23 protein-coding genes are annotated in these 21371 nt (G+C 71.5%); 15 read left to right on the forward strand and 8 right to left on the reverse strand.

Annotated elements, in window-relative coordinates:
• Positions 1-16: 16 nt before the first annotated feature.
• The 3 genes from LL648_RS25230 to LL648_RS25240 are packed head-to-tail and all read left to right on the forward strand — an operon-like array spanning position 17 to position 2232.
• Entirely contained in the window at positions 17-394 is a 378-nt protein-coding gene (locus tag LL648_RS25230; RefSeq protein ID WP_232665195.1) for a DUF742 domain-containing protein, read from the forward strand.
• Positions 369-1010: a GTP-binding protein gene (locus tag LL648_RS25235; protein WP_232665196.1), complete on the forward strand. Its 642-nt coding sequence runs from the start codon at positions 369-371 to the stop codon at positions 1008-1010. The genes LL648_RS25230 and LL648_RS25235 overlap by 26 nt, the downstream gene beginning before the upstream one ends.
• A complete protein-coding gene (locus LL648_RS25240; protein ID WP_232665197.1) occupies positions 1003-2232 on the forward strand; it encodes a styrene monooxygenase/indole monooxygenase family protein in 1230 nt (409 codons plus the stop codon). Before LL648_RS25235 ends, LL648_RS25240 begins: the two co-directional genes overlap by 8 nt.
• 29 nt (positions 2233-2261) lie before the next feature.
• On the opposite strand, the gene LL648_RS25245 is transcribed toward LL648_RS25240, so the two are convergent.
• On the reverse strand, positions 2262-3056 hold the full coding sequence (locus tag LL648_RS25245) for a class I SAM-dependent methyltransferase (protein ID WP_232665198.1): 795 nt from the start codon (positions 3054-3056) through the stop codon (positions 2262-2264).
• A gap of 135 nt (positions 3057-3191) precedes the next feature.
• Between LL648_RS25245 and LL648_RS25250 the strand changes: the two genes are divergently transcribed.
• Positions 3192-3629: a hypothetical protein gene (locus tag LL648_RS25250; protein ID WP_232665199.1), complete on the forward strand. Its 438-nt coding sequence runs from the start codon at positions 3192-3194 to the stop codon at positions 3627-3629.
• Positions 3630-3633: 4 nt separating this feature from the next.
• On the opposite strand, the gene LL648_RS25255 is transcribed toward LL648_RS25250, so the two are convergent.
• The 3 genes from LL648_RS25255 to LL648_RS25265 form a co-directional block, all read right to left on the reverse strand.
• Positions 3634-4884, reverse strand: coding sequence for an NAD(P)/FAD-dependent oxidoreductase (locus LL648_RS25255; protein WP_232665200.1), 1251 nt, complete (start codon positions 4882-4884; stop codon positions 3634-3636).
• Complete coding sequence (locus LL648_RS25260; protein WP_232665201.1) at positions 4881-5402, reverse strand: TetR family transcriptional regulator; 522 nt, start codon at positions 5400-5402, stop codon at positions 4881-4883. Before LL648_RS25260 ends, LL648_RS25255 begins: the two co-directional genes overlap by 4 nt.
• A gap of 658 nt (positions 5403-6060) precedes the next feature.
• On the reverse strand, positions 6061-6456 hold the full coding sequence (locus LL648_RS25265; protein ID WP_232665202.1) for an STAS domain-containing protein: 396 nt from the start codon (positions 6454-6456) through the stop codon (positions 6061-6063).
• 315 nt (positions 6457-6771) lie between these two features.
• Here LL648_RS25265 and LL648_RS25270 point away from each other — a divergent pair, with 315 nt between their 5' ends.
• The 4 genes from LL648_RS25270 (at position 6772) to LL648_RS25285 (ending at position 10019) form a co-directional block, all read left to right on the forward strand.
• Positions 6772-7131: a low affinity iron permease family protein gene (locus LL648_RS25270; protein ID WP_232665203.1), complete on the forward strand. Its 360-nt coding sequence runs from the start codon at positions 6772-6774 to the stop codon at positions 7129-7131.
• A 10-nt stretch (positions 7132-7141) separates the two neighbouring features.
• On the forward strand, positions 7142-7504 hold the full coding sequence (locus tag LL648_RS25275) for a VOC family protein (RefSeq protein WP_232665204.1): 363 nt from the start codon (positions 7142-7144) through the stop codon (positions 7502-7504).
• 113 nt (positions 7505-7617) lie between these two features.
• Positions 7618-8364 (forward strand): FkbM family methyltransferase, encoded by a 747-nt coding sequence (locus tag LL648_RS25280; RefSeq protein WP_232665205.1) that lies wholly within the window; start codon positions 7618-7620, stop codon positions 8362-8364.
• A gap of 77 nt (positions 8365-8441) precedes the next feature.
• Entirely contained in the window at positions 8442-10019 is a 1578-nt protein-coding gene (locus tag LL648_RS25285) for a sulfatase (protein ID WP_232665206.1), read from the forward strand.
• 153 nt (positions 10020-10172) lie between these two features.
• On the opposite strand, the gene LL648_RS25290 is transcribed toward LL648_RS25285, so the two are convergent.
• The 3 genes from LL648_RS25290 to LL648_RS25300 all read right to left on the reverse strand — a co-directional run bounded on the left by LL648_RS25290 (position 10173) and on the right by LL648_RS25300 (position 12605).
• Complete coding sequence (locus LL648_RS25290; RefSeq protein WP_232665207.1) at positions 10173-11366, reverse strand: RNA polymerase sigma factor; 1194 nt, start codon at positions 11364-11366, stop codon at positions 10173-10175.
• Between the two features lie 5 nt (positions 11367-11371).
• Positions 11372-11746: a YciI family protein gene (locus LL648_RS25295; protein ID WP_232665208.1), complete on the reverse strand. Its 375-nt coding sequence runs from the start codon at positions 11744-11746 to the stop codon at positions 11372-11374.
• A 97-nt stretch (positions 11747-11843) separates the two neighbouring features.
• Complete coding sequence (locus LL648_RS25300; protein WP_232665209.1) at positions 11844-12605, reverse strand: methylenetetrahydrofolate reductase; 762 nt, start codon at positions 12603-12605, stop codon at positions 11844-11846.
• 416 nt (positions 12606-13021) lie between these two features.
• Here LL648_RS25300 and LL648_RS25305 point away from each other — a divergent pair, with 416 nt between their 5' ends.
• Positions 13022-13591, forward strand: coding sequence for a hypothetical protein (locus tag LL648_RS25305; protein WP_232665210.1), 570 nt, complete (start codon positions 13022-13024; stop codon positions 13589-13591).
• Positions 13592-13676: 85 nt separating this feature from the next.
• Here the strand turns inward: LL648_RS25305 and LL648_RS25310 are convergent, their stop codons facing one another.
• On the reverse strand, positions 13677-14414 hold the full coding sequence (locus tag LL648_RS25310) for a GntR family transcriptional regulator (RefSeq protein ID WP_232665211.1): 738 nt from the start codon (positions 14412-14414) through the stop codon (positions 13677-13679).
• A gap of 87 nt (positions 14415-14501) precedes the next feature.
• Between LL648_RS25310 and LL648_RS25315 the strand changes: the two genes are divergently transcribed.
• Genes LL648_RS25315 through LL648_RS25340 form a run of 6 tightly spaced genes read left to right on the forward strand, consistent with a single transcriptional unit; the run spans position 14502 to position 21292 of the window.
• Positions 14502-15785, forward strand: a complete 1284-nt coding sequence (locus tag LL648_RS25315; protein WP_232665212.1) for an ABC transporter substrate-binding protein — start codon at positions 14502-14504, stop codon at positions 15783-15785.
• Between the two features lie 35 nt (positions 15786-15820).
• Positions 15821-16747 (forward strand): carbohydrate ABC transporter permease, encoded by a 927-nt coding sequence (locus LL648_RS25320; protein ID WP_232665315.1) that lies wholly within the window; start codon positions 15821-15823, stop codon positions 16745-16747.
• A gap of 18 nt (positions 16748-16765) precedes the next feature.
• Positions 16766-17596 carry a carbohydrate ABC transporter permease gene (locus LL648_RS25325; protein ID WP_232665213.1) on the forward strand — a complete coding sequence of 277 codons (831 nt, stop codon included), beginning with the start codon at positions 16766-16768 and terminating at the stop codon, positions 17594-17596.
• Complete coding sequence (locus LL648_RS25330; protein WP_232665214.1) at positions 17580-19298, forward strand: glycoside hydrolase family 9 protein; 1719 nt, start codon at positions 17580-17582, stop codon at positions 19296-19298. Before LL648_RS25325 ends, LL648_RS25330 begins: the two co-directional genes overlap by 17 nt.
• A gap of 25 nt (positions 19299-19323) precedes the next feature.
• Complete coding sequence (locus LL648_RS25335) at positions 19324-20385, forward strand: SIS domain-containing protein (RefSeq protein WP_232665215.1); 1062 nt, start codon at positions 19324-19326, stop codon at positions 20383-20385.
• Positions 20375-21292 carry a BadF/BadG/BcrA/BcrD ATPase family protein gene (locus tag LL648_RS25340; protein ID WP_232665216.1) on the forward strand — a complete coding sequence of 306 codons (918 nt, stop codon included), beginning with the start codon at positions 20375-20377 and terminating at the stop codon, positions 21290-21292. Before LL648_RS25335 ends, LL648_RS25340 begins: the two co-directional genes overlap by 11 nt.
• The last annotated feature ends 79 nt before the right edge of the window (positions 21293-21371 follow it).

Raw genomic sequence — 21371 nt, forward strand, 5'->3', positions numbered from 1 at the left:
TCGGGAGGTGACCACGATGTCTGTCGGCACGTCCCCCGGGGAGAACCGGAGGATGCGCAGCAAACGGATCCGGCCCTACGCGCTCACGGGCGGCCGGACCCGACCCCGCTACGAGTTGCTGGTCGAGGCGCTGGTCTCGGTGCCGCGCTACGACCCGAGCCTGCCCGAGTCGCTGATGCCGGAGTCCCGGATGCTCTACGAGCGCGCCCGCACACGGGCGTCGATCGCCGAGCTGTCGGTGGCGATCTCGGCCCCGCTCGGGGTGGTGCGGGTGCTGCTGAGCGACCTGGCGGCGCAAGGGGCGGTCTACGTCCACCCCACGGCGCACGCCTACCACCACGATCGCGAGATGCTCGGGAGGATCCTCGATGGACTCCAGCGGCTACAGGTCTGAGCCGCAGGCCGTGACACGAGAAAGCGAGCCGGACGGCCTGCTCACGGTCTCAGCGAAGATCGTCGTCGCTGGTGGGTTCGGTGTCGGCAAGACCACGTTCGTCAGCTCCGTGTCGGAGGTGCCGCCGCTCAACACCGAGGCGTGGATGACGGAGGCGGGCACGGGCGTGGACGAACCGGTCGATGCCGGGAAGTCCACCACCACCGTTGCGATGGACTTCGGCCGAATCACCCTGCACCAGGACCTGCTGCTCTACCTCTTCGGCACCCCCGGCCAGGCGCGGTTCTGGTTCCTGTGGGACGACCTGTCGCGGGGCGCGCTCGGCGCCGTCGTGCTCGTCGACACCAGAAGGCTCGAGCAGTCGTTCCCGGCGATCAACTATTTCGAGAACGACTCCGAGCTGCCGTTCGTCGTCGCCGTGAACCGGTTCGACGGCGAGCTGCACCACGACCTCGAGGACGTGCGGGAAGCACTCGCGCTCTCCCCACACATCCCGTTGATCACCTGTGACGCCCGCGAGGCGGCCTCGACCGTCGAGACGCTGCGGGAGCTCGTCACCTACGTGATGAACCTCGGGGAACTCTCACAGCCAGGGAAGGTGCGCGCACATGCCTAAGATCCTCATCGTCGGCGCGGGCCAATCCGGCCTCCAGCTCGCGCTGACTTTGCGGGAGCACGACTACGACGTCACGCTCATGTCCGCGAGGACGCCCGACGAGATCCGCCGCGGGCGGGTCATGTCGACCCAGTGCATGTTCGCCGATGCGCTGAAGATCGAGCGCGACCACGAGATCAACCAGTGGGAGGCCGAAACGGTCAAGGTCGAGGGCATCGGCGTATCCATCGCCGGTCCCGACTCGGCCAGGGTGATGGACTGGGTGGCCCGGCTCGACGCCTACGGCCAGTCGGTCGACCAGCGCGTGAAGATGGCGGGCTGGCTCGAGCTGCTCGAACAGCGTGGTGGCAAGGTCGTGACGCACGGCGCCACCACCGCCGACCTCGACAAGCTCACCGAGCTGTACGACCTCGTCGTCGTCGCGGCCGGCAAGGGTGAGCTGGTGCAGCTGTTCGACCGCAACCCCGACCGCTCGCCCTACGAGCGCCCGCAGCGGGCGCTGTCGCTGGCCTACGTGCACGGGCTCGCGCCGCGCCCGGAGCACCCGGACTACTCCGCCGTCCGGTTCAACATCATCCCGGGCGTGGGGGAGCTGTTCATCATTCCCGCGTACACGTTGAGCGGGAACTGCGACATCCTCTTCTTCGAAGGGATCCCGGGCGGGCCGCTGGACTGCTGGGACGACCGGCCGAGCCCGCAGGAGCACCTCGACCGGATCCTGGCGCTGATGCAGCAGTTCCTGCCGTGGGAGTACGACCGGGCCCGCGAGGTCGAGCTGACCGACGCCCGCGCGACGCTCAGCGGCGGGTACACGCCGATGGTGCGCCACCCGGTGGGCGTGCTGCCCTCGGGCGGGCGGGTGCTGGGCATGGCCGACGTCGTCGTGGCCAACGACCCGATCACCGGGCAGGGCTCCAACAACGCGGCGAAGTGCGCGGCGGTCTACCTCGACCGCATCGTGAAGCGCGGCGAGGAACCGTTCGACCCGGAGTGGATGGAAGCGACGTTCGAGCAGTACTGGGAGTACGCCCAGCACGTGACGGACTGGACGAACGCGATGCTGCAGCCGCCGCCGGAGCACGTGCTGAAGATCCTCGGCACGGCGCAGGTCAACCAGACCGTGGCGCGCCGGCTGGTCAACGGCTTCAGCGACCCGTCCGACTTCCGGCACTGGTTCATGGATCCCGGTAAGACCGAGGCCTATCTCGCCGAGGTGATCTGAGGGCTCTCACCCGAGAGCCACCGGTCCGCTCAGCGGGTGCCGTGCACGGCCCACGCTGAGCCGGCCAGGGAGATCGAGCCGTCGGCCGCCTCCGGGATCGACTCCCGGAGGCGGCCGCGGAGCGTGGCGAGCCGGTCGGGTGCCAGCGTGGAGCAGTACTGGCCGGCCGGGCCCTGGCCACCGAGGAACGGCGTCCAGAAGTCGTCGAAATCGGTGAACACCATCGGGATCTCGATGGTGTTCACCGTGACACCGGCGAGCCCGGCGGCGGTGAAGAGATCGCGCAAGGGCTGCGGGTGGCAGATCGGGAACCGGACGCCCTCGTCGAGGTCGTGCGCGGCGGGGTCGAGCTCCACGGCGGCGTCCCAGAACCGGCGCAGCATCTGCATCCCGCGCGCGTAGTCCCAGACGAATGCGCCGACCAGCCCGCCCGGCACGCACACCCGCCGCATCTCGGCGAGCGCCGCGGCCGCGTCGGGCACGAAGTTCAGCACCAACCCCGCGACGACGTGCTCGAACCGCTCATCCGCTGCCGGGATCGCCGTCGCGTTGCCGTGGGCGGTCGTCAGCACAGGTCTCAGCAACGAGCCCGGCGCGCCCCGCTCGGCGGCGTCGAGGTAGGGCTGCGAGGTGTCGACACCCAGCACCGCCGCGGGCTGCCGGGTGGCGAGGACGGCGTGCGCGAGCGCGCCCGTGCCGCAGCCGACGTCACACCAGGTCGAACCTGGCGCGGCAGGTAGCTGGTCGAGGAACTGCTGCGCGAGCGGACGGCTCCACCGACCCATGAACCGCTCGTAGGCATCGCACTGGTCCCACGCCGTCATCGTGGCCTCCGCTTCCGTCCACTTCGCACGGCGAATGCTAGGCGCGGATCCGGGTCGGTGCACTGGCATGGGTGACAGGTTTCGCTTGCGCACTGGATCACCCGTCCCGCGGAACGTGATGCCAGAATCGGGACCATGTCGCTGCTGCGCAGCGTGCTGGTGGTCGGCGCCGTCCTGCTCGGCGGTGCCGGCATCACCCTCACGATCTTCGAGGTCGTCGGGCCGGGCGTCGTGCTGCTCCTGGTCGCGGCGGCGTTGACGACGGTCGTCTTCCTCATCGGGTGGGGTGCCGATGCCGGGGAGGCGCGGCGCCGCCGCCGGCAGCGGGAGGCGGGTATCGCCGGAGTCGCACGGGTCCTCGACGTCACGCCGAACGGGCGGTTCGACGACGGCTCGGCGCTCAACGACGTCACGCTGTCGGTCGAGGTGCCCGGCCGCCCGCCCTACGTCACGCGGGTCGAGCAGACGAGCTGGCTCTACCTCGCACCGGGCCGGGTCACGCCGGTCCGGGTGTCGCGGGACGACCCGCACACCGTGTGGATCGAGTACGACCCGCTGTTCGAAGCCCGGTGATTGTTCAGCGCCTCGGGCGCAACGCCCGCAGTGCCGCCGTCGGGACGGTCGGGGTGGCGGCCAGCGCCGCCCGCAGCGTCGCCCCGACCGGGTCGGCGGCCGCCGGGCCGAGGACGAGGTCGCGGACGAGCGGGCCGGCCGACGTGGCGAGCGCGACGCCGCTGCCGGCGAACCCGACGGCGTAGGTGATCCGTGCGCAGGCGGGGGAGTGCGCCAGCAACGGGAGCTCGCCGCGGCGGACGAGGATCGGTCCGTTCCAGCGGAAGTCCGGTGTCGCGCCGGCAGCGCCGGGGCGGTAGCGGTCGCGCAGCCTCTGGACGGCGCGCCCTGCCTCAGGCGTCGGGCGGCTCCGGTCGGCACCGCCGAACAGCAACCGGCCTTCGTGCACCCGCCAGTAGGTCGGGCGGACACCGACGGCGGCGGCGAAGAGGTCGTCGGTACCTCGTACACCGGGCGGGTCGGCCTGCATCGAGGCGTGCACGACCGCTCCGTCGATGCGGTCCGGCAGGCGCAGATCGGACGTGTACGCGCCGGTCGCGACGACGGCGCGGTCGGCGTTCAGCGTCGCGCCGGACCGCAGGACGATCTCGACCCCACCGTGCGTCGGCTCGACGGCCGCAACCGGATGGTTCCCGAGCATCTGCAGCCCGGGCGTTCCGGCGAGCGCGGCTGCGAGCGCGGCGGGCTGCACGGTCCAGGCCGGGAAGGTCAGTGCCGGGCGGCGGAGCGTGCCGGTCGCGGCGACCCGGTCGCGGTCCCACCACTCCGATTCGAGCCCGGCAGCCGCCATCCGCCCGACCGTCCACCGCAGCCCGGTGTGCACCGGCGGGTGCGCGGCCATCAGCAGCATGGTCGTCGGGCGCACCTCCGCCGTCGGATGGTCGGCGGCGAGCCGGCGCATCCGGTCGGCGATCAGCCCGCGCAGCACGACGATCGCCTCGGTGCCGGTCAGCGGCCCCACCCGGCCGGGCAGGAGCCACTGCGGGACGGCGAAGGGCAGCACGCCGCCGGCGTTGCGGCCGCTGGCACCGAACCCGGGCCCGTGCGCGTCGAGCACGGCGACCTCGATGCCCGGTGCCGACTCCAGCAGGTCGCAGGCGATGGAGAGGCCGGCGAACCCGGCGCCGATGACGGCGACGTCGACCCGCTCCGGGAACGGCAGTGGCCGCGATGACGGCCCCGGCGTCGGCCCCGGCTCGAACTCGGGCAGGGCGGCCTGCCAGTACGACCTGCTCGTCGTCGTGCCGGTGATCACGGCGTGATCCCGGCGAGGAGGGTGCTGACGGCGGCATCGGCGGCGACCGACCAGCCGAGCTCGCCAGCTTGCACGGCTTCCCACGCCGTGAAGACGGCCACCGGGACCAGGCGGGCGAGGTACGGCTCGGGCAGGTCGGTGCGGAACGTGCCGTCGGCGCGTCCACGGCGGACCAAGCCGGCCACGGCGTCGTCGAGAGCGCCGCGCGCGGCACCGACGTCGGGGAGCAGGTCCAGCTCGCCGCTCTCCCGCAGGAGGAACGCGAACCGGGCCCCGAGCGGGACGAGCGCGGCCACCAGCCGCTCACACGCCGCGACGGCGGGCCCCTCGTCCGGCCGCGCCGCCGCCACGGCCTCGACGACCGCGGCCGCCGCCGTCCGGGCCAGGTGCTCCACCAGCGCGTCGCGGCTCGGGAAGCGCCGGTGCAAGGTCGCCCTACTGATCCCGGCTGCCGCAGCGAGCTGCGCCATCGTCGCCCCCGGTCGGGCCGTGAGCTCGGCGGCCATCGTCTCCATCATGAGACAAGCATGTCTCACATGCGACAGCGGTGTCCAGTGCTGGTCTCGGGGTGGTGCCAGGAAAGTCGCCCATGGCCCTCCGGGCTGCCACGAGGGATGAGAATCCGTGCCGGGTGCGGCTCGGGTGCGCGACCGCAGACCGGGGTGGGTGCCCGAACAGGACGCGGCGGGCGCTCGTGCACAGGTTGGTGCCGCCGTGCAGAGGTTCGAACCTGTGCACGGGGAGGTGAACCTGTGCACGACCAACCCCGCGGCCAGGGCCGGGGCTGTGGTGGCCGGCTGGGGTGTGTGCGTTGCGCACGCGAGGGCAGGAAAGCCACTTTCCGGCCCTCACAGGGCAGGAAAGTGGCTTTCCTGCCCTCCCCAACCCGGGGGTGAGCTGCGCGAACGGCACTTTCGAACGATAGGTTGGCCTGAAAGTGCCGTTCGCGCACATCCCGGCGGTCGCCGAGCGGGCGGGGTCGTGAGTTGAGTGTGCTCAGGGCTGCCGCGACAGCCCTGAGCACACTCCCGATCAGCCAGTGCCTGGATCCAGGGTGCCGGTCCACCGCGGTGGCTGCGGCGATTCACCTGACAGCCACTTTCCTGCAACCACGTTGCATGAAAGTGGCTTTCCTGACCCCGCCCGGCGCGGCGGCGTCGCGACGGCCCTACCCGGTTACCGGGTCGGCTGACGTGCCTCCGGGATGCGGCGGAGCGCGGCGTCCAGGCTGCGCTGGATCGGGAGCTGGCGGTCGAGGCCGAGCAGCGCGATCGGGCGGCCGCTGCCGGTCAAGCGGATCACGACCTCCATCCGGATCCGCCGCGACCGCGCGGTGCTGCGGGCGCGGAGCATGCTGCTGATGCCGTGCGCGTCGAGGAAGGTCACCTCGGACATGTCGAGGATCAGGCCGCGGCAGCTCCCGACGTGCAGCTCGTCGTCGAGACTCACGTCCAGCTGCGGGGTGGCGGCCATGTCGATCTCCCCACCCACCCCGACGAGGGAGAGCGCCGGGCGCGGGTGCGTGATCGTGATGGTGAACCAGTCGCACTCGGGATCGGGCTGTGATCTCACCTGCCGTGACCTTGCCTGCTGGGGGATCGGGAATTGCGACATCGCGGCCTCCAGGCCGGCGCGGGTTCGTCGCGATACCGACGCCTGCAGTTGTGGCACGTCCAGAGCGGACCGTCACCACAGTGCAACACTCCGCCACCACCTGCCGCAATCCCCTAGATCGTTGATCCGCAGGTCGATGCAGGTCGATGCAGGTCCCGGGAGGGCAGGAAAGCCACTTTCCTGCCCTCAGAGGCCCGGAAAGTGGCTTTCCTGCCCTCCCCGCCGACGGCGCGCCTCTCCGTATGCGCCGGAGCTCTCCATCACGCTGACGCCATGACAATGCCCGAGGAGGGCGAGCAACGCCCCAACGTCTTCGACCGGTTCGCCGACGCGGTCGACCGCTTCACGTCGAAGGCGTGGTTCTTCGCCGCGTGTGTGCTGGTGGTGCTGCTGTGGGCACCGTCGTTCGTGATCTTCCCGACGATCGACACGTGGCAGCTGATCATCAACACCACGACGACGATCGTGACGTTCCTGCTGGTCGCCCTCCAGCAGAACGCGCAGAAGCGCAGCAATGACGCCGTGCAGGAGAAGCTCAACGCGCTCGCCGCCTTCTTGCTGAACGACACCAAGAGCACCCGGGGCGAGCTGCGCGCCGCCGTCGGATTGGAGGATCGCGAGTCGTCCTCGTAGGGTGCTGTCCATGATCGGCAGACTGCGTTCGGTGGTGCTCGACTGTCCTGAACCGCTCGCGCTCGCGCCCTTCTACAAGGAGCTGCTCGGCGGCGAGTTCCTCGACGGCGGCGACGAGACGTGGGTCGTGCTCGTCGATCCCGACGGGCGGCGGATCGCGTTCCAGAAGGCGGACGACTACCGCCCGCCGCGGTTCCCCGACCCGCACGGGTCGCAGCAGTTCCACCTCGACGTGCTCGTCGACGACGTGGAGGCCGCCCAGCCGCGGGTGCTCGAACTGGGCGCGACGCTCGTCGAGAGCAACGACCACGACTGGTTCCGTGTGTACACCGATCCCGTCGGCCACCCGTTCTGCCTCGTCTGGCTCTCCTGAACCGTCGGGTCGGCGAGAACCGGTGAGTGCCAGGAAAGCCACTTTCCTGGCGTTGCCGTGAGCACCCGGGTCTGCGAGGTCGTGCCCTGTGGCGCCCGCGCTACCGTCACCGCATGCTCGCCCGCGCCTGGGGCATCGCCAGGTCTCTCGTCATGTACCACGGCCAACCGGGTCGGCACGGCCGGATGGTGCGGTTCTACGGGGAGTTCCTCGAACCCGGTGACGTCGGGTTCGACATCGGCGCGCACGTCGGGAGCAGGGTGCGCGCGTGGCGGGCGCTCGGGGTGCGGGTGGTCGCCGTCGAGCCGCAGCCCGACTGCCTGCGGGTGCTGCGCCTGTTCTTCGGCCGCGACCGCGGGGTCGCCATCGAACCGACCGCCGTCGGGGCGCAACCGGGACGGGCGCAGCTCGGCATCTCCTCGGCGACGCCGACGGTCTCGTCGATGTCGACGGAGTGGATCGGCTCCGTAACGGCCGACCGCAGCTTCTCCAAGGTCCGGTGGGACCACGTGGTCGACGTCGAGGTGGTCACGCTCGACCAGCTCATCGCGAAGCACGGCGTGCCGGCCTTCTGCAAGATCGACGTCGAAGGTTTCGAGGCGGATGTGCTCGCCGGTCTCACCCAGCCGGTGCAGGCGTTGTCGTTCGAATATGTCCCGCCGGCGCACGACGCGACGCTCGCCGTGCTGGAGCGCGTCGAGAAGCTCGGTGGGTACGAGTACAACTACTCGCCGGTGGAGACCATGCGTTTCGCGTCCGACGGCTGGCTGAGCGCGGACGAGCTGGTCGGGGAGCTCGACCGGCGCCGCCCGCTGGGCCGCTCGGGTGATGTATACGCCCGGCAGAGCCGGCACGGGTGAACCTCGGCCCGCCGGCAGACGTGAGACAGGACGTGCACCCGCAAGCGTCGAGTTCGTGGCGGCACCGCGTTCTGGCGGTGACGGCCTTCCTGCTGGTCCTCTTCGCGCTGCTGGTGCCCAACGAGATCGGCGCGATCGGCCCCGGCGCGTTCGTCCGGATCCCGGTGGAGGGGCTGCTCGGGGTGGCGCTGCTGCTCGTGCTGCCGGCGCGGTGGGCGCGCGTGACCGCAACGGTGGCCGGCCTGCTGCTCGGGTTGCTGGTCATCCTCAAGGCCTTCGACATGGGGTTCTCGACGGTGCTGGCCAGGCCGTTCGACCCGGTCGTCGACTGGGGTCTCGTCGGCTCCGGACTCGACTTCCTGAAGGGGCAGTCGGGAACGATCGGCGTGGTCGCGGCCGTGGCTGCCGCAGCGCTCGCGGCGGCCGCGGTGCTGGTGGTGCTCGTCGCCGCGGTGCGCTGCGTGGCGCGGGTCGTCGTCCGGCGTCGGGTCGCCTCGACCCGCGCGCTCGCCGTGCTCGTCCCGCTCTGGATCGTGTGCAGCCTCCTCGGGGTGCAGGTCGTGCCCGGTGTCCCCGTGGCGTCGGAGAGCGCGACAGCGCTCGCGTACGACCGCGCCGTGCAGGTCGGCGCCGGACTGGCCGACCAGCAGGCGTTCGCGGCGCAGGTCGACGTCGACGCGTTCCGCACCACCGCGCCGGAGGAGCTGCTGACGGCACTGCGCGGCAAGGACGTCGTGCTCGCGTTCGTCGAGAGCTACGGCCGCTCCGCCGTGGCGGACCCGGAGATGGGGCCGCAGGTGGGCGCCGTTCTCGACGACGGCACCCGCCGGTTCACCGCCGCCGGGTTCGGCGCGCGCAGCGCCTTCCTCACCTCGCCGACCGCGGGCGGCGGCAGCTGGCTGGCCCACGCGACGTTCCTCTCCGGGATGTGGGTCGACAACCAGCAGCGCTACCGCACCCTCGTCGAGAGCAAACGCACCACCCTGACGAGCGCGTTCCGTCGGGCCGACTGGCGGACGGTCGCGCTGATGCCGGGCACGACCGGCGACTGGCCGGAGGCGGAGTTCTACGGGCACGACACCGTCTACGACGCCAGGACCCTCGGCTACCACGGCCCCGAGCTGGGCTGGGCGACCACACCCGACCAGTTCACCCTCGCCGCGCTGCAGCGCCTCGAACGCGGCAAGCCCGGGCATCCGCCGCTCATGGCCGAGCTCGCGTTCGTGACCAGCCACGCGCCGTGGCCACTCGTGCCGCCGCTGCTGAGCTGGGACGAGATCGGCGACGGCACCGTCTACAACGCCGCGGCGGAAGGGCCGCGCGACGACGCGATCTTCAGCAAGGGCGCCGACCACGTCCGGACGCAGTACCGGCGCTCCGTCGAGTACTCGCTGCAGAGCCTCGTCTCCTACGTCGAGAACTTCGGCGACGACAACCTCGTGCTCGTCCTGCTCGGCGACCACCAGCCCGCCCCGATCATCACCGGCGACGGCGCCGGCCGGGACGTACCGATCACGATCGTCACGCGCGACCAGGACGTGCTGCAGCGGGTCGGCGGCTGGGGATGGCAGGACGGCATGCGCCCCGCCCTGGACGCCCCGGTCTGGCGCATGGACGCCTTCCGCGACCGGTTCCTGACAACCTTCGCCCGCTAGCGGGCAGTCCGTGCGGCCAAGGGGGCCGCAGACGTTGCCTGGAAAGCCACTTTCCCAGCGCCACAGGCCGGGAAAGTGGCTTTCCAGGCGCCCCCGATCCACGCTGTCCTGCCCCCGTGCGGAACGCACGCATCGGCGGCGGGCCGCACCACCTCACCGCGCCAGCTGTGCGCGGCGCCCCTCCAGGAACTCCCGTTCCGTGGTGTTCGTCGCGAGCGCGATGGCCTCGTCGTAGGCCGTGCGGGCCTCGTCGGCGCGCCCGAGCCGGGTCAGCAGGTCGGCGCGGGTGGCGGGGAGCAGGTGGTAGCCGGGCAGGTCGAGGGTCTCGATGCTCGCCAGCGCGGGTTCCGGGCCGTGCAGCTCGGCGACGGCGACCGCCCGGTTGAGCGCGACGATCGGGGTGGGGTTGAGCTGCATCAGCTGGTCGTACAGCGCGAGCACCTGCGCCCAGTCCGTGCTGTCCCCGTCGGTGTGCACGGCGTTGATCGCGGCCTGGATCTGGTACGGGCCAGGCCGGTCGCGACGCAGGCAGCGGCGCACGAGGTCGTGCCCCTCGGCGATGAGCTCCTCGTCCCAGAGCGACCGGTCCTGGTCGGCGAGCGTCACCAGCTCCCCGGAGGGGCCCACCCGCGCCGCCCGCCTGGCTTCGGTGAGCAGCAGCAGCGCCAGCAGCCCGAGCACCTCGGGCTCGTCGGGCATCAGCTGGGCGAGCGCCCTCGCGAGCCGCACGGCCTCCAGGCACAGATCGGTGCGCACCAGCGGCCCCGATGTCGACGTGTAGCCCTCGTTGAAGATCAGGTACAGCACCGTCAGCACCGGGGGCAGCCGGTCGGGGAGCTGGCTGTCGTCGGGCACCCGGTAGGGGATCCCGGCGTCGCGGATCTTCTTCTTGGCGCGCACGATCCGCTGCGCGATGGTCGGCTCCGGCACGAGGTACGCCCGCGCGATCTCCGCCGCCTCCAACCCGCCGAGCAGGCGGAGCGTGAGCGCCGTCTGGGCGAGCGGGGAGAGCGCGGGGTGGCAGCAGGTGAAGATCATCCGCAGCTGGTCGTCGTGCACCGGTCCCACCTCCTTCGGCTCGTCGGGCTGGTGCAGCAGCAGCGCCTGCGCATGGCGCGCCTCGCGCGTCGACTCCCTGCGCAGCCGGTCGATCGCACGGTTGCGCGCGGTGGTCACGATCCACGCGCCCGGGTTGGGCGGTGGCTCCGTCCACTTCTGCAGCGCCACTGCGAACGCGTCCTGGACGGCCTCCTCGGCGAGTCCGATGTCGCCGAGCATGCGGGTCAGCGTGGCGACGCACCGGCCGTACTCCTCGCGGTAGACGCCGGCGATGTCGACGCCCGGCATGCCGCTCAGCTTTCCGGATCCGTGCTGTCCGGGTCCGGTTCGAACGGCCGCACTTCGATCGGGCTCCCGCACGCCTCCGCGCACTTCCCGGCCCAGGCCATCGCTTCGGCTCGGTCGGCGCAGCTCAGCACCCAGAACCCGCCGAGCTGTTCCTTCGTCTCCGCGAACGGTCCGTCGGTCATGGTCGCCGCCCCGCCGTCGAAGCGGACGACCGCAGCGTTCGAGGAAGGCAGCAGGCCGCCGCCGAACACCCAGGCGCCGGCCTCGACCAGCTCGGCGTTCACGCGGTCGACCTTGGCGTACTGGGCGAGCCGGCCCTCGTCGTCCGCCCAAACCGGCGCGTCCTCGACGATGTGCACGGCGAGCAGGTACTGCGTCACGGTGGCTCCTTCGGTTCGCTCTCGCATCAGTGCCACGAACGGGACCAGCCCCGTTCGACACATCCGCGAAAACTACTCGAAGATCTTTTACGGCTCGTCAGGCGAGAAGGCGGCGCTGCCACGCGACGGTGGCCGCCACGCGGTTGAACGAGTTGAGGTGGATCCGCTCGATACCCAGCTCCTCGGCTCGTGCGGCGAGTCCCGCGACGAGCGCCTCCGGCCGGTGCGCGTCCCGGCGCACCAGCGTGCCGAGCAGCGTCGAGACCATCCCGTGCTGCTTGCGCAGGTACCGCAGTGACGGTCCGACCCCGATCCGGACCGACAGCTCGGTCAGTGCCGCGGTGTCGAGCGGTCCGGCGACACCTGCCCGCAAGGGGAGTGTGATTTCCGCGCGCCGTACGCCCTCCAGCCAACGCGTGATCGTCGAGGCGTCGAAGCACAGCTGGCTGACCATGTACGCGGCATGCCGCTGCTTGCGTCGCAACGCGTCGGCGAGCCGGTCGTCCGCGACGCTCGGATGCCCTTCCGGGTAGCACGCCACACCGATGGAACCGAAGGGATGATCGATCCCGGCCAGCTCGTCGAGCAGCTCGCCGGCCGAGCTGTAGCGGCCGGCGACCTGCGGCGCGTCACCGCCGATGACGAAGATGCCGCGCACGCCGAGCGCGTCGAGGCGGCGCACGATCCGCCGCAGATCGGGCTCGTCGACGATCTGGCGCGCTGCGAGGTGCGGCACCACGGCGAACCCGGCGGCGGTGGCGACCTCCGTGTACTCGAGGGTGCGGTCGATGCCCCACCGCGGCGAGCACGTGATCGTCAGGCCGGTGCTGCGCGGGACGTCGGCGAGCTGTTCTTCCACACCGCGCAGTGGGATGATCTCGAGGTCGGCTGTGCGAACGAGCCTGTGCAGATGGGAAGGCGTTCGGCTGCGGTCATCTGCTGTGGCCACGAGCACACCTCCGCTGTCCCGGCTCGTCCCCCGCCTGTTGCGCAGTATGGCCTGGTCGCTGCCCTGATGAGGGGTGCTGTTGCGCCCTGCGCGACACCGGCGAAGCCCGATCAGCTGGTCGTGCTGGTAGGACCAGTTTGTTACTTACCACAGTCAAAGGACACAAAGGTCCGTACGTTCACCACTTGCTTTGCTGGCTGTCCAATTCGGTCTTGACGTCCGTCAAGAAGCGGCTATGGTGTGGTTGATCTCGCTGCTGCAACCTTTTGATCACCTGGTGTTAGCCATGTGATCGGGTTGCTGTGCATTCTGAGGAGGAATGACCTGTGGTTTCGCATCCGACGGATCAGGTGGCGACCTGGGGAGGAACGTTCGACTACACGCGACCCATCTACGTGCAGCTCGCCGCCGTCCTCAGGGCTCGGATACTCGCATCGTCCGGTGACGTGTCCGGCGCTCGCGTGCATGCCGCGCCGGTCATTGCCCAGCAGTTCGGGGTCAGCACCAAGACCGCTTTGCGCGCATTGCGGGTGCTCCGCAATGAAGGAGTCATCGATTTCCGTCGGGGCCGGCCAATTCGGATCAAGAATGTCTCGTCGATTCGGGAAAAGGACGAGACGCTTTGCAGCTTGATGGATGCGATCGCGCGGGCGCTCGACGAGGGGTTCACCCAGGCGGAGCTCATCTCCCTTGTGGACGAGTCGCTCGCGAGCACCGTCCGGGGCTCCCACCTGGACGAACGGCAGACCCGCGTCCGGGCGCTCGTGGCCGCGGGGGCGATCGACGTCGATGGGTCCGATGTGGATCTCGTTGGTGATTCGGAGTTCCCGACGCCGCGCGCTGCAGATACCGCTCCCCAGCGGCCGTCCGACCAGTGGTCGGTGCTCACCGGCTGACCACTGGTGGGGCCGCAGCTCCCCACCACCGCGGCGCCCCGGGAGAGCCTCCCGGGGCGCCGCGGTTCGTCCGGGCTCGCCCGGCTCAGCGAGGCTGCAGCGTCGTCCGCAGGCGGTAGCGCTCGCCGCTGTACTCGACCGTCGAGAGCAGCGCCGGCCGGTGGTCGCGCGTGAAGATCGTCTGGTCCAGCACGAGCGCCGGCGCGCCGGGTGCTATGCCCAGCTGCTCCGCGAGCGCCGCGTCGGCGCTGCGTGCCTCGATGGTGGCGACCGAGCGCAGCAGCTCGACCCCCCGGGCGTCCAGTTCGCCGAACAACGAAGCCGTCGTGAAATCGACGTCCACGAGGTCGGGTGCGAGCGAAAGGGGGAGCGTCGTGCGGTCGACCGCGATGCGCACGTCGTTGAGCAGGCGCACCCGTTCGAGCCGCATCAGCGGGGTGCCGGCCGGGATCTGCAGCCGCTCCGCCACGTCGAGGTCGGCCGGATGGACGTCGTGCCGAACCACCACGGAGCTGGGTGTCATGTGCTTGCGGCGCGCGGTCGTCGTGAACGACTCGAGGTCGTTGGGCCACTCCCGCCCGGCCACCGGGGTGGCGACGAACCACCCGCGGCCGTGGGATGCGGTCAGGATCCCGCGATCGACGAGGTGGTTGAGCGCCTTGCGCAGGGTCACGCGCGAGATGTCGAACGTCGAGGACAGCTCCCGCTCCGGTGGCAGCCGGGCACCGGCGGCCAGTCCGTCGCGCTCGACCTGCTCGACGATCAGGTCCGCGACCTGCGTCCACAGCGGGTCGGGGTTGCTGTCCCGGCGGGGTGCGCTCACGAGCAGGACCGTACCACTGGAAACCAATCAGGCCAGAATGTAGACCACTATTGACCAGTTGAAGTCCAGTGCGTACCTTTCCGCCTCATGCATCGACTGGCCACGCTCGGGCTCGCCGCCGCGGGTGCGGCGCTGCTGCTCCTCACCTCGGCCTGCGCCGGCGGCGCGCCGGGCGCAGCGCCCGACTCGAACACGCTCACCCTCCAGACCAACTGGACCACCGGCGGGCAGGAGAACGTGCCGCTCACTGCGGCGCTGAAGGAGTTCACGGCGCAGACCGGGATCACGGTCAAGGTGCTGGAGAACGGCGACGACTTGAACGACGTCTACGCAACCTCGCTGCTGGCCGGCAAGGAGGCGGACGTGCTGCTGGTCGGGCTGCTGGAGAAGCAGCTCGACTGGGTCAAGAACGGCGCGGTCGTGCCGCTCGAGGGGTACGTCGGGCCGTGGGGGCTCACCGACAAGCTCCCCGTCGAGGCCATCGACGACTGGACCGACCCCGACGGGCACCTGCGCGGCCTCCCGTACGCCGGGTTCACCTGGCCGTGGTGGTACAACACCGAGCTGCTCGCCCAGCACGGCGCGACCGTCCCGACGACGACCGAGGAGCTGGTCGCGACCGCGGCGAAGCTGCGTGCCGGCGGCGTCGAGCCCGTGGTGGTCGGCGGCAACGACTGGTCCGGACAGAAGATCTTCCTGCAGTTCCTGCAGACCTACCTCTCGCCCGCCGACGCGGTGAAGGTGTTCAACGAGGGCAACACCTGCGCCAACCCCGACGCCGTGCGCGGCATCGAGCTGTTCACGCAGCTGCGCGACGCCGGCGTGTTCGCCGACGGCGTCGAGGGCCTGTCCGCCGACCAGGCCCAGGCCATGTACTTCAGCGGGACCGCCGCGATCGCGCCTCTGGGCTCGTGGGCCTACCTCGCCGCGCCGGAGAAGCAGGCGGCCGCGACCGTGCTGGGTGGGTTGCCGGCCGCGCCCGGCGGGACGTACGCCAAGCCGACGGCGTTCCGCGGCTCCACGTCGGCCGGGTGGTGGATCAGCCCGAACGGCCAGGAGAAGATCGAGTCGGTGCAGAAGCTGATCACGTTCATGTACCAGCCGCAGGTCCTGCACTCCATGCTCGCCGACGGCGGCGTGGTGCTCTCCACCGCCACCGACGTCGACACCACCGGGGTGACGGCACCGCTGCTCGCGCAGTCGTTCAACGACCTGCCGGCGAAGGTCGACTTCGCGGTCATGCCGGACCTGCACGTGCCGGCCGACGTGTCCAACCCGATGTACCGGGCCACCTCGATCGCCTACACCAAGGGCAACGACGCGCGGAAGATCTGCGAGACCGTCGATGCGGTGTACCGGTCGGTGAGGTGAGCCGCCCCCGGGATGTCGATCAGCCCTCCTCCGTGATGATCGCCGCGCCGCCGGCGTCGGCCCAGCCGCCGCCGGCGCCCGCTCCGCGGCGGGCCGGGCGGGGGCGGGAGCTGGCCTGGCTGGGGTTCACGCTCCCGGCGCTGGTGTGGTTCCTCGTCTTCACCGTCGGCCCGCTGGTCAGCCTCTTCTACTTCGCGCAGACCAACTGGCGGGGGCTGCTCTCGCCGCGCACGTTCGTCGGCGGGCAGAACTTCGCCCGGCTGCTCGACGATCCGGTGTTCCACCACGCGATACTGAACTCGCTGGTGCAGCTCGTCGTGTCGCTGCCGATCGTGATCGCGGGCGCATTCATGATCGCGTACTACCTGGCCCTGCGGCCGCGTGGCCACCGGTTCGTCCGCGCCGTGCTCTTCACCCCCGTCCTGCTCTCGGCGCCGGCGCTGGCGATGATCTTCGTCGGGGTGTTCTCGCCGTCGGGGCTGGTGAACTCGACGCTGGAGTCGGCCGGGTTGGGCGAGCTCGCGACGCCGTGGCTGGCGGTGGAGTCGACGGCCGCGACCGCGATCATGATCGTGATCATCTGGTCGTCGATGTCGGTCTCCGCGGTGCTGCTGGCCTCGCGGCTGAACACCGTGCCGAGCGAGCTGTTCGAGGCCGCCGAGCTCGACGGTTGCGGGCACTGGCGGCGGATGTGGCTGATCGCGTGGCCGGCGTGCCGTGAGTCGGTCGGCGTGGTGACGACCCTGCAGTTCCTCTGGACCCTCTTCTCGTCGGCGGCGATCGTCCTGCTGCTGACCCGCGGCGGCCCGGGAACGGCGACGGTGAACCTGTCCTTCCTGGTCTACGACTACGCGTTCAACCAGTCGAAGGTGGGCTACAGCCAGGCCATCGCGGTGATGCTGTTCGTCGTGGGTGTGCTGGGGCTGGTCGGCATCCGGCGGCTGTTCCGGCAGCGGTATTGAGAGGGCGCTGACGCACTGATGAAACGCACCGGCCCACTCGGCTACCTGGCCCACCTCGGCGTCTGGACCTACGTCCTGCTGCTCCTGCTGCCGCTCTACTACCTGCTGATCTCCTCGTTCAAGGACAACACCGGCATCCTCACGGCGCCGTTCTCGCCGTTCACGGGCCTGCGGCCGGAGAACTTCGCCCAGGCGTTCCACAACGCGACGCTCGGGCCCGCGCTCCTCAACCAGGCCTACGTGACCGTCGGGGCGAGTGTGCTGACGCTCGTGCTTGCGCTGCCTGCGGCGTTCGCGCTGGCCAGGGCGCGGGGCCCGCTCGGGGTGCTGATCGAGCGGATCTTCGCGATGGGGTTCCTGATCCCCGGCTTCGCCGCGCTCGTGCCGACGGTGCTGCTGGCGATCAGCATGCAGCTGTTCTACACGCGCGAGTTCCTCGTCCTGTTCCTCCCGGCCTCGGCGATGCCGCTCTCGGTGCTGCTGCTGACACAGGCCATGCGCGCGGTGCCGGCGGAGCTGGAGGAGTCGGCCGTCATCGACGGTGCCGGGAGCTGGCGGTTGCTCTGGTCGGTTTACCTGCCACTGGCCCGGCAGTCCGTCACGGTCGTCGTGATCCTCAACTTCCTGTCGTTCTGGAACGAGTACTTCTTCGCGCTCGTGATCACCGGCCCGGACACGGCCGTGCGCACCGCCCAGGTGGCGCTGCCGACGCTGTCGCAGGCCAACGCCTCGCAGTACGGCGTGCTCGCCGCGGGCATCGTGATCACGCTGATCCCCGTGTACGTCGTCTACGCGCTGTTCGCCGACAAGATGGAAGGGGCGGTGCTCGCAGGTGCTGTCAAAGGATGAGCGCACGCCGGTGCGGGGCCCCGCGGTGCTGGCGGGCCACCTCGGCGAGCCGGCCGGCGCCGTCGTGCTGGTGCTGCCCGACGCCCGGCCCCCGGAGCACGTCGAGCTGGTTGCACCCGACGGCGCCGCCACCGTGCTCACGAGCGGGCCCGTCCAGAGCGTCCCGGGCTGGACGGCCGGCCCGTACGCGCGGGTGGAGCTGCCGTCCGGGGCGGGACGACACGTTCTGCGCGCGCGGTTCGCCGGCGGCGTCGAGCTGGTGACCGAGCTGGAGCTGGGCCCTGACCTGCTGCAACGCCAGACGCTCTCGGACGTCCTGGCGTACTTCATGGCGATGCGCTCCAGCGGGGAGATCGACCGGAAGGACCGGCGCGCGCTGCTCTGGGGCGACTCCAGCGGGCGGGAGGTCGACGCGCGCGGCGGCTGGCTCGACGCGAGCGGCGACACGAGCAAGTTCCTCAGCCACCTCACCTACACGCGCACGATGAGCCCGCAGCAGATCCCGCTGTGCGCCTGGGCGATGCTCGCCGCACGCGACGCGCTCGCAGCGCGCCATCCGGACGTGGTGCGCTCGGTCGGTGTCCGGCTGCGCGACGAGGCGCTGTGGGGCGCCGACTTCCTGGTCCGCTTCCGCGCGCCGGAGGGCTACTTCTACGTCGGGATCTTCGACGCGCTCACCAAGCGGCTCGAGGAGCGGGTGATCAACGCGCCGCTGCCGGAGTGCGTGCGCACCGACCGGTACCAGGCCGCGTACCGGCAGGGCGGCGGGCTCGCGATCGCCGCGCTCGCTCGCGCGGCCACCCAGGAGGACCACGGCGAGTTCACGAGCGCCGAGTACCTCTCCGCGGCGGTCGACGCGTTCGCCTACCTGGAGAAGCACAACGTCGAGCACCTCGACGACGGCGCGGAGAACATCGTCGACGACTACTGCGCGCTGCTGGCGGCGGCCGAGCTCGTCGGGGCAGGTGCCGTGGATGCTGTTGGGGCGGCGCGGCACCGGGCGCGCAGCTTGACGGAGCGCTACACGGCGCCCGACGACGGGCCCGGCTGGTTCGTCGCCGACGCCGACGGCCGGCCGTTCTTCCACGCCGCGGAGGCCGGGCTGCCGGTGCTGGCACTGCTGCGGTTCGCGGAGCTGCTGCCGGACGCACCGGAGGCGGGCCCGGCCCGAGAACTCGCGCTGCGGGCGATGCAGGACGTGCTCGCCCGCAGCGCGACCGTGCCCAACCCGTTCGGCTACCCGCGCCAGCGCGTCCAGCCGGCGGACGGGCCGCCGCGCGACTCGTTCTTCTTCCCGCACGCCAACGAGACCGGCTACTGGTGGCAGGGCGAGAACGCGACCATCGCGTCGCTGTCGGCGGCCGCCAGCGCGTGCTCGGCGCTCGACGGGCTCGGTGGGCTCGACGCAGCCGAGCGGGAGCGGCTCGACACGTTCGCCGCCGACCAGCTGGCCTGGATCACCGGACGCAACCCGTTCGACTCGTCGATGCTGCAGGGCCGCGGCCGCAACCACGTCCGCTACCGCACGGACTTCCCGAACCTCCCCGGTGGCATCGCCAACGGCATCACCGCCGGTTGGACCGACGAGAACGACATCGCGTTCATGCCGCCCGACGCGGGTGACGCCGAGACATGGCGCTGGTCGGAGCAGTGGATCCCGCACACGGGGTGGTTCCTGCTCGCCGTCGCCGCAGCACGCTGAACGTTGAAAGGACGAACGATCGATCATGGCTCCTGACGATGGCGCCGCCGGATCGCGCATCACCTTCCGGGAGGGACAGGCCGCCCAGCCGGCGGCGTTGGAGCGGGTGGCAGCGCACGTGCGGGACGCGCTGGCCGGCGCCGACCTCAGCCCGCTGCGCTCGGCCCGCCGCCCGCTCTTCACGGGGATCGGGGCTTCGTTCGCGGCGCTCGCCCTGCCGGTGGAGCTGCTGCGCCAGCACGGTGTTGCCACCCACCGCGTGCTGGCCGACGAGATCGCGCGGGTCACGTCGGGCTTCGACGCGGATCTGCTCGTAGGGGTCTCGCAGAGCGGGCGCAGCACGGAGACCCTTGCGGCGTTCGAGCAGGTGGAGGCACCGACGCTGGCGGTGGTGAACGTGGCGCCCTCGGCGCTCACGCAGCTCGCCGGCCAGTCGCTCGACCTGGGCAACGAACCAGACTCGTTCGCGTCGACCGTGGGGTTCACGGGCACGGTCCTCGCGCTGGACCTGCTCGCCGGGGTCGTGACGGGCGCCGGCGGGGCGCACTGGGACGGCATCGGCGCGCGGGTCGTCGACATGGGGGAGCGGGTGGCCGCGGTGGTCGCGCGGCTGCGCGCCCGCGCCGCGGAGTGCGTCGCCGCCGACGCCGTGGCGTCCGGCGCGTCGCTGGCGTCGGCGGAAGCGGCCGCCCTGCTGCTGCGCGAGGTGGCGCGGGTGCCGTCGAGCGCGTCGGCGACGCACAACCACCTGCATGGGGAGATGGAGTCGGCGGGACGGACACTGCACCTGGTGTTCGGCGACGGCCGCGAGACCGAGCTCGCCCGTACGCTGTCGGCCGCCGGGCACCTGACGGTGCTGTTCACGACCCGGCCGGTGGTGGCGGGGCCCGACCTCGCGGTGGTGGCGCTCCCGGACGTGCCGCCGGCGGTGCGGGTGGTGCTGGAGGTGGTGGCGGTGCAGGAGCTGGTCGCGGCGATCGCGGACGAGCGGGGCATCGCCATCGAGTCGTTCGTCTTCGCGAACAACGACACCAAGCTCGGCGGCGTCGACCCGCGCGACTTCGAGATCGTCTCGCATGACGGGTGAGCTGGTCGTCGGTGTCGACGTCGGTGGCACGAAGACGCACGTCAGGGCGGTGGTGCGCGGGGAGGTACGGCACGACGTCGTGCTCTCCTCGCTCGGCTGGGCGGTGCCGCCGATCGAGGCGGGCGCGCAGTGGCTGGCCGACCGGGTCCGGGAGGTCGTGGGCAGCACGTCGATCGCGGCGCTCGCCGTCGGTGCGCACGGGTGCGAGCAGGACGACATGTGCGCCGCGCTGGGCACGGCGCTCGCCGAGCGGCTCGGCGCGCCCGCGCTCGTCGTGAACGATGCCGAGCTGCTCGTCCCCGCCGCGGGGCTGGACGGTGGGATCGGCGTGGTCGTCGGCACCGGCGCGATCGCGGTGACCAGGGACAGCTCCGGGCGGATGCTGCGGGCGGGCGGTTGGGGTTGGGTGTTCTCCGACGACGGGAGCGCCTCGGCCCTGGTCCGCGAGGCCGTGCGGGCCGTGCTGGCGCGGGCCGACGCGGGGGAGCACCCCGACGCGCTGGGCGTCGCGCTGCTGCGTTCCGTCGACGTGCCGGACGTCGCCGCGCTGGCGCACCGGCTGAGCTGGGGATCGGCGGCCGAGGGCGACGGGCCGGAGCACTGGGGCGGGCACGCGCCCGCCGTCACCGCGGCCGCCGCCGCGGGCGTCCCGGACGCCGCGGCGGTGTTCGAGGCCGGGGCCCGCGGCGTGGCCGCGCTGGTGACGACCCTGGCCGGAAGAGGGGTGCCGGTCGGCGACGTCGTGCTGGGTGGCGGGCTGGCGACCGGGGTGCCCGAGTACGCGGCCGTGATCCGGCGGCACGTCGTCGCGGCGTGCCCCGAAGCGCGCGTCGCGGTGCTCACAGAGCCGCCAGTGACGGGAGCGGTACGGCTGGCTGTGCGACTGGCGGGGGAGCCGGCTGGCTGACATCGGGTCCCGTGTGGACAATTGCGGCACGAACCTGTTCTCCGCGTTGCGGTTCGGCCGTAGCGTCGTTGTCCGACGG

The organism is Pseudonocardia sp. TRM90224 (assembly GCF_021245725.1).
Classification (GTDB): Bacteria; Actinomycetota; Actinomycetes; order Mycobacteriales; family Pseudonocardiaceae; genus Pseudonocardia.